The organism is Domibacillus sp. 8LH, from assembly GCF_038806185.1.
In the GTDB taxonomy this organism is placed as follows: Bacteria; Bacillota; Bacilli; order Bacillales; family Domibacillaceae; genus Domibacillus; species Domibacillus indicus_A.
This window is the reverse complement of record NZ_JAVJNG010000163.1, coordinates 1-267: the sequence shown is the minus strand read 5'-3', so window position 1 is coordinate 267 and position 267 is coordinate 1. Positions and strand designations below refer to the sequence as shown.

Here is a 267-nt window from a genome sequence, read left to right as displayed (position 1 = left end):
GATCCTGCACGTGGGCGACGACCTGACCACGGACGTCGCCGGGGCGATCCGCTGCGGCATGCAGGCCTGCTGGATCAAGCCGGAAAATGCCGATCTGATGACTACCCCGGATAGTCGTCTTCTGCCGCACGTGGAAATTTCACGGTTGGCATCCCTCACGACGCTGATATAATCATCAATTGTTCTGTATAAATTAACAGGGTTTTGGCGAATGGAAACATTTGCCCGCCCGACATGACGTGACGGTGCCAATGGACGTTTCTTACC

At 55.1% G+C, this 267-nt stretch carries 1 protein-coding gene; it reads left to right on the top strand.

The genetic code is table 11. The features are described 5' to 3' along the window. Positions 1–10: 10 nt before the first annotated feature. The gene (locus RG959_RS25345; RefSeq protein ID WP_369335205.1) at positions 11–172 is read left to right on the top strand and encodes an HAD family hydrolase; all 162 of its coding nucleotides are present in this window, start codon (positions 11–13) and stop codon (positions 170–172) included. Positions 173–267 lie beyond the last annotated feature (95 nt).